Annotated in this window: 8 protein-coding genes; all 8 read right to left on the bottom strand. The window is 70.0% G+C overall.

Annotated features, from left to right (window positions below):
• On the bottom strand, nucleotides 1-175 hold a 175-nt coding region (locus IRZ18_01195), incomplete at its 3' end, for an acetyl-CoA carboxylase biotin carboxyl carrier protein subunit (GenBank protein ID MBX5475725.1).
• The gene (locus tag IRZ18_01190; GenBank protein ID MBX5475724.1) at nucleotides 172-396 is read right to left on the bottom strand and encodes a hypothetical protein; all 225 of its coding nucleotides are present in this window, start codon (nucleotides 394-396) and stop codon (nucleotides 172-174) included. The genes IRZ18_01190 and IRZ18_01195, both read right to left, overlap by 4 nt.
• Nucleotides 397-408: 12 nt before the next feature.
• A complete protein-coding gene (locus IRZ18_01185; GenBank protein MBX5475723.1) occupies nucleotides 409-1,962 on the bottom strand; it encodes a methylmalonyl-CoA carboxyltransferase in 1,554 nt (517 codons plus the stop codon).
• 33 nt (nucleotides 1,963-1,995) lie between these two features.
• Entirely contained in the window at nucleotides 1,996-2,418 is a 423-nt protein-coding gene (gene mce / locus IRZ18_01180) for a methylmalonyl-CoA epimerase (GenBank protein MBX5475722.1), read from the bottom strand.
• Nucleotides 2,415-2,828, bottom strand: coding sequence for a cobalamin B12-binding domain-containing protein (locus IRZ18_01175; GenBank protein ID MBX5475721.1), 414 nt, complete (start codon nucleotides 2,826-2,828; stop codon nucleotides 2,415-2,417). Before IRZ18_01175 ends, mce begins: the two co-directional genes overlap by 4 nt.
• Nucleotides 2,825-4,420, bottom strand: coding sequence for a methylmalonyl-CoA mutase family protein (locus IRZ18_01170; protein ID MBX5475720.1), 1,596 nt, complete (start codon nucleotides 4,418-4,420; stop codon nucleotides 2,825-2,827). Before IRZ18_01170 ends, IRZ18_01175 begins: the two co-directional genes overlap by 4 nt.
• 132 nt (nucleotides 4,421-4,552) lie before the next feature.
• Nucleotides 4,553-5,851 carry a Glu/Leu/Phe/Val dehydrogenase gene (locus IRZ18_01165; GenBank protein MBX5475719.1) on the bottom strand — a complete coding sequence of 433 codons (1,299 nt, stop codon included), beginning with the start codon at nucleotides 5,849-5,851 and terminating at the stop codon, nucleotides 4,553-4,555.
• Nucleotides 5,852-5,877: 26 nt separating this feature from the next.
• Nucleotides 5,878-7,032, bottom strand: a complete 1,155-nt coding sequence (gene tgt / locus IRZ18_01160; GenBank protein ID MBX5475718.1) for a tRNA guanosine(34) transglycosylase Tgt — start codon at nucleotides 7,030-7,032, stop codon at nucleotides 5,878-5,880.
• Nucleotides 7,033-7,046 lie beyond the last annotated feature (14 nt).

Raw genomic sequence — 7,046 nt, 5'->3', positions numbered from 1 at the left:
GCGCCGGTGCGGGCGCCGGGCTTGTCGCGGGCGCGGGTCCCGGTACCGCTGCCGCCCTGGACGCCGCCGACGGCGATGCCGCCGCCGCAGCCGGCGCGGGCGTGCCCGCCGCCGCGATCTCCTCCACCACCACGTCATACGTTTGACCGTCGACCGTCACGCGGTACCGCTTCATCTACGACGCCCCCTTCGCCAGATGCCCTCATCCCGTCGTGCCATCTGCGCCTGGCGGCCCGCCAGGGCCCAGAGCGACGGCCACGCGCCCGGCTGGGCCGGCCGCACGGCCCGCAGCCGCACGTCCTCCGGAGCGACGCCTTCCGCCGCCGCGATGGCGGCGACGATCACCGCCACGATGCGCCCGTCCACCGGCGCTGCGCCCCGCGCGTCACCTGCCATGCGGTCGCCTCCTCAAAGCGGGATGTTGCCGTGCTTCTTCGCGGGGCGCTCCTCCCGCTTGGACCCGAGCGCCGCCAGCGCCTGCGCGAGCCGCGGCCGGGTCTCCGCCGGGTCGATGACGGCGTCGATGTACCCGCGGCCGGCGGCCACGTACGGGTTGTACAGCTTCTCCCGGTACTCCGCGATCTTCTGCGCCCGGACGGCGGCCGGGTCCTCGGCGTTTGCGATCTCGTTTCGGAAGATGATGTTCGCCGCGCCTTCCGCGCCCATCACGGCGATCTCCGCGCCCGGCCACGCCCACGCAAGGTCCGCGCCGAGCCCGCGGCAGCACATGGCGATGTACGCGCCGCCGTATGCCTTGCGCAGCACGATGCTGATCTTCGGCACGGTCGCCTCCGCGTATGCGTAGAGCACCTTGGCCCCGTGCCGGATGATGCCGCCCGTCTCCTGGACCTTGCCGGGCAGGTAGCCCGGCGTGTCGACGAGCGTGACGAGCGGGAAGTTGAACGCGTCGCAGAAGCGGACGAAGCGCGCGATCTTGTCGGACGCGTCGATGTCGAGCGTGCCGGCGAGGACGCGCGGCTGGTTCGCCACGACGCCGACCGGGTGCCCGCCGAGCCGCGCGAAGCCGATCACGGCGTTCTGGGCGAAGCGCTCCTGCACCTCGAAGAAGTCGCCGTCGTCGAAGACCGAGCGAATGATCGCGCGGACGTCGTAGGGCTTGTTGGCGTCCGGCGGGATGACGCTGCGCAGCGACGCGTCGGCGCGGGTGACCGGGTCGTCCGTCGGCCGCACGGGCGGGTCCTCAAGGTTGTTCGAGGGCAGGTAGGACAGGAGCCGCTTGATCTGCGCGATGCACTCCGCCTCGTTCGCGGCGAAGAAGTGGGCCACGCCGCTGCGCTGGTTGTGCGTGAGGGCGCCGCCCAGCTCCTCGAACGTGACCGTCTCGCCGGTGACGGCCTTGATCACGTCCGGCCCGGTGATGAACATCTGGCTGGTCTTGTCCACCATGAACACGAAGTCCGTAAGCGCCGGGCTGTAGACCGCGCCCCCCGCGCACGGGCCCATGATGACCGAAATCTGCGGGATGACGCCCGAGGCCAGCGTGTTGCGCCGGAAGATGCCGGCGAAACCGTCGAGGGCGTCGACGCCCTCCTGGATGCGGGCGCCGCCCGAGTCGTTGATGCCGATGAACGGGGCCCCTGTCTTCAGCGCGAGGTCCATTGCCTTCTGGATCTTCTTCGCGTGCATCTCCCCGAGGCTGCCGCCGAGCACGGTGAAGTCCTGCGCGAAGGCGTACACCAGGCGGCCGTCGACGGTGCCGAAGCCGGTGACGACCGCGTCGCCGGGCACCTCCCGGCCCGCGAGGCCGAACTCGGTCCCCCGGTGCGTCACGAACGCGTCCAATTCCTGGAAGGAACCATCGTCGAACAGAGCGGCCAGGCGCTCTCGCGCCGTCCACTTGCCGCGCTCGTGCTGCCGGGCGACGGCGTCCTCGCCGCCGCCGGCGCGGATCCTCTCCAAGCGGCGTTGATACTCGCGCAAACGGTCCTCCAAGCGTCCCATCCTTCCGACAGGGAATCCCCGCCCAACGAGACGTCAATGATGATGGCCGGGGCCCGGCTCCACGAGTTCCAGCAGCACGCCCTGCAGCGTCTTCGGGTGAATGAAGGCCACGCGGCTGCCTCCCGCGCCCGGCCGGGGCGCCGGCGGGATGATCTCCAGCCCCGCGGCCCGCGCCGTCTCCAGCGCCGCGTCCAGGTCGTCGACGCGCACGGCCACGTGATGCAGCCCGGGCCCGCGCCGCGCCAGGAAACCCATGATGCTGGCCGTCTCGGTGGTCGGCTCCAGAAGCTCCAGCCGCGCGCCGCCGCCCAGGTCCAGCATCGCCACGCGCACGCCTTCCGTGGGCACCTCCTCCACGCCGAGGAGGCGCAGGCCGAGCCCCTCCGCATACAGCGGGAGAACGTCGTCGAGCACGGTGCAGGCGATGGCGATGTGGTCGAGCGAGGGGCGGCTCATGCCGGCCCCCCGGCGCGCGCGGCCACGGCCCGGCGCACGTACTCCACGATCTCGGACGTCGGCGTGCCCGGCCCGAAGATCTCCGCGATGCCGGCCGCCTTCAGCGCAGGCACGTCTTCCGCCGGGATGATGCCGCCCCCGATGACGACGACGTCGTCCAGGCCGCGGGCGCGCAGCGCCTGCACGACGGCCGGAAACAGCGTGTCATGCGCCCCCGAGAGGCTGGAGAGGCCGACGACGTCGACGTCCTCCTGCAGCGCCGCCTCCGCGATCTGCTCCGGCGTCTGGCGGAGGCCCGTGTAGATGACCTCCATGCCGGCGTCGCGCAGGGCGCGGGCGATGACCTTCGCGCCGCGGTCGTGCCCGTCGAGCCCCACCTTCGCCATCAACACGCGGATCGGACGCGTCACGAGAGGGCGACCTCCGCTTCGTACTCGCCGAAGACGCGACGCAGCCGCGCGCAGATCTCGCCGATGCTCGCGTACGCTTCGACGGCTTCCAGGATCGGCTCCATCAGGTTGTCGTCGCCCCGCGCCGCCTCCTCCAGGCGATCCAGGGCCCGCTCGACCGCGGCGGCGTCCCGCTCCTCGCGCACCTCTCGCAGCCGCGCGCGCTGGGCCTCCTCAAGCGACGGGTCGACCCGCAGCAGGCCCCGCGGCGGTTCCTCCTCGATGGTGAAGGCGTTGACCCCGACCACCGTGCGCTCGCCGGATTCGACGGCGCGCTGCAGCCGGTAGGCGGCGTCCTCGATCTCGCGCTGCATGTAGGCGATGGCCCGCGTGGCGCCGCCGAGCTCGTCGATACGGCGGATGTGCTTCTCCGCCTCTTCCTCGATGACGTCCGTCAGGTGCTCGACGAAGTACGAGCCGCCGACGGGATCGACCGCGTTCGTGACGCCCGTCTCGTAGGCGATGATTTGCTGCGTGCGCAGGGCGAGGCGCGCAGACGCCTCCGTCGGCAGGGCGAGGGCCTCGTCCATCGAGTTCGTGTGCAGGCTCTGCGTGCCGCCGAGCACGGCGGCCAGGGCTTCGATGGCAGTGCGCACGACGTTGTTCTCCGGCTGCTGGGCGGTCAGGCTGGCGCCGGCCGTCTGCGTGTGGAAGCGCAACATCCAGGAACGCTCGTTGCGCGCGCCGAACCGCTCCCGCATGATGCGCGCCCAGAGGCGGCGCGCCGCGCGGAACTTCGCGATCTCCTCGAAAAAGTCGATCTGGCTGCAGAAGAAGAAGGAAAGGCGCGGCGCGAACGTGTCGACGTCGAGGCCCGCCCGCACGGCGGCCTCCACGTACGCGATGGCGTTGGCGAGCGTGAAGGCGACCTCCTGCACGGCCGTGCAGCCGGCTTCCCGCATGTGGTAGCCGGAGATGCTGATCGTGTTCCAGTTCGGCACGTGCTTGGCGCAATACTCGAAGATGTTCGTCACGAGCCGCATCGACGGCTCCGGCGGGAAGATGTAGGTGCCGCGCGCGACGTATTCTTTCAGGATGTCGTTCTGGACCGTGCCGTTGAGCTGCTCCGGGCGGACGCCCTGCTTCTTCGCCACGGCGATGTACATGGCGAGAAGGATCGCGGCCGTGGCGTTGATGGTCATCGACGTGCTGACCCGGTCCAGCGGGATGCCCGCGAAGAGCGTTTCCATGTCGGCGAGCGTGTCGATGGCGACGCCGACCTTGCCGACCTCGCCGCGCGCCATGGGGTCGTCCGAGTCGTAGCCGATCTGCGTGGGCAGGTCGAACGCCACGGACAGGCCCGTCTGCCCCTGCTCCAAAAGGTAGCGGTACCGCCGGTTCGATTCCTCAGCCGTCGCGTACCCGGCGTACTGGCGCATCGTCCAGAGCCGCCCGCGGTACATGGTCGGGTAGATCCCGCGCGTGTACGGGTACGCGCCAGGCTCGCCCAGGCGCTCCCCGGCGTCCCCTTTGACATGCTCCGGGCCGTAGACGCGCTCGACCGGAAGACCGGACAGCGTGGTGAAACGACGCTCCGACGGACCCTGCGACACCGTACCGACCTCCTCGCGGCGCCAGCAGTCGCACCGTGTTCGATTTTATTTTTTGCGCCGGGCCGGGTGCGGCCTGGCTTTGTAGCGGAACCGCGCCCGGCCGGGGGCGGGGCGCGCGGGGACGCGGGCGGATCAGGACCGCCAGACGGCCGTGTTCCGCGCCAGCCAACCGCGCAGGCGCATCGCTTCCGCGAGGCGCGCCACCGCGACCATGTACGCGGCGCGGCGCATCGTGCACTGGTGCTTCTCGCGCATCGCGTACACTTCCTCGAACGCCTGGTTCATCTTGATGGCGAGCTGGCGGTTGACTTCCTCTTCGGACCAGTACCAGTTGTAGAGGTTCTGCACCCACTCGAAGTAGGAGACGGTGACGCCGCCCGCGTTGGCGAGCACGTCCGGGATCACGAAGACGCCGTTCTCGAAGAGGATCTGCTCGGCGTCCGGAGTCGTGGGACCGTTGGCCGCCTCCGCGACGATCTTCGCGCGGATCTTGTGCGCGTTGTCGATGTGGATCTGGTTTTCCAGCGCGGCCGGCACGAGGACCTCGCACTCAAGCGCGAGGAGTTCCTCGTTCGTGATGGTCTCGGCGCCGGGGAAGCCGACGACGCTGCCGTGCTCCTCCTTGTAGCGCAGCACGGCGAGCGGGTCGAGGCCGTGCGGGTCGTGGATGCCGCCCTTGGAGTCGCTGACGGCGATGATCTTGGCGCCGTGCCCGCGCAGGAGCGAGGCCGCGACGCTGCCCGCGTTCCCGAAACCCTGGACGACGACGCGCGCGCCCTCGATGGGCATGTTGAGCTTCTTCGCCGCCGCGACGACCGTTTCCACGCAGCCGCGCCCCGTGGCCTCGGAGCGACCGCGGCTGCCGCCCAGCACGATGGGCTTGCCCGTGATGAGGCCGAACTGGTTGCGCGACAGGGTCTTGCTGAACTCGTCCATCATCCACGCCATGACCTGCGGCGTGGTGTACACGTCCGGCGCCGGCACGTCCTTGTCCGGGCCGACCACCTGCGCGAGCGCGGCGATGAAGCCGCGGCTCAGCCCTTCGAGCTCGCGCCGCGAGAGCTCCTTCGGGTTGCAGATGATGCCGCCCTTGCCGCCGCCGAACGGCAGCCCCAGCAGCGCGCACTTGATCGTCATCCACATGGAGAGGGCCTTGACTTCATCCGGCGTGACGTCCGGATGAAAGCGGATGCCGCCCTTCGTGGGGCCGAGCACGTCGTTGTGCTGGGACCGGTATCCCGTGAAGACGCGGAGTTCGCCGTTGTCCATCTGGACCGGAATGGAGACTTCGATGAAGCGGAGGGGCTGCTTGAGAATCTCGTACACGGAGGGCGGCAGGTTCAGCTGTTCCGTCGCCTCGCGCAACTGACGTCGCACGATGTCGTACGGGTTTCGATCTTCCGTCGCCACCAGATCGCTTCCCTTCGGCATGATCCGGTCGTGCACCCGACCGAGGTCTATTCCAGACCCTTTCCTCCACGGCTGTCAATACGTCGCTGCCAAACGTCGTTCGCTTTCCAGAATTCCTCTCGGAAAGAGGCGAACGTGCCGGCGGCGATGTGCTCCCGGATCGTCTCCATGAGCCGCTCCAGGTGACGGATGTTGTGAATCGAGCACAGCGTCAGGCCGAACATCTCGTCGGATTTGATCAGATGGCGGATGTACGCGCGCGAATAGTGTCGGCACGCGTAACAGTCGCAGCCGGGCTCGAGCGGGTTCGGGTCGTCCGCGTATTGGGCGTTCCGCAGGTTGAGCCGGCCGCCCCAGACCATGACCGTGCCGTTGCGCGCGATCCGCGTGGGCAGCACGCAGTCGAAGAGGTCCACGCCGCGCCACACGCCCTCGACGAGGTGGTCCGGGCTGCCGACGCCCATGAGGTACCGCGGCTTGTCCGCCGGCAATTCCGGCATCACCCAGTCGAGCACGGCGTACATCTCCTCCGGACGCTCGCCGACGCTCAGTCCACCGATGGCGACCCCCGGCAGGTCCAGCGCCGCCACGGCCCGCGCCGCCTGCACGCGCAGGTCGCGTTCCAGCCCGCCCTGCACGATGCCGAAGAGCGCCTGGTCGTCCCGCCTCTTGGCCGCGAGGCAGCGCTCCAGCCACCGCTGCGTGCGCTCCAGCGCCGCCTCCACGTCCTGGCGCGGCGCGGGCAGCCCCACGAGGTGGTCGAAGGCCATGATCACGTCCGCGCCGAGCAACTCCTGGACGGCGATCGAACGCTCCGGCCCCAGTTCGTGCAACGAGCCGTCGATGTGCGACCGGAACCGGACGCCGTCGTCGGTCACCTCGACGAGCCCGCCGAGCGACATCACCTGGAAGCCGCCCGAGTCCGTCAGGATGCTGTGCGGCCAGTTCATGAAGGCGTGCAGCCCGCCGAGCCGGGCCACGAGCTCCGCGCCGGGCCTCAGCATGAGGTGGTAGGCGTTGGCGAGGATCATGTCGGCGCCGGCTTCCCTCACCGCCTCCGGCGCGACGCCCTTGACGGTGGCCAGCGTCCCCACGGGCATGAAGGCCGGCGTGCGCACCTCTCCGTGCGGCGTGCGGAACCGCCCGGAGCGCGCGCGGGAATTCGGGTCGGTGGCCGTGACGGTGAACGAGAACGTCGACATGTCCGGTGCTCCTC

It is taken from the genome of Clostridia bacterium (genome assembly GCA_019683875.1).
In the GTDB taxonomy this organism is placed as follows: Bacteria; Bacillota; Sulfobacillia; order RBS10-35; family Bu92; genus Bu92.
The sequence above is the reverse complement of the archived record's forward strand: the minus strand, read 5'-3'. Positions and strand labels throughout refer to the sequence as shown.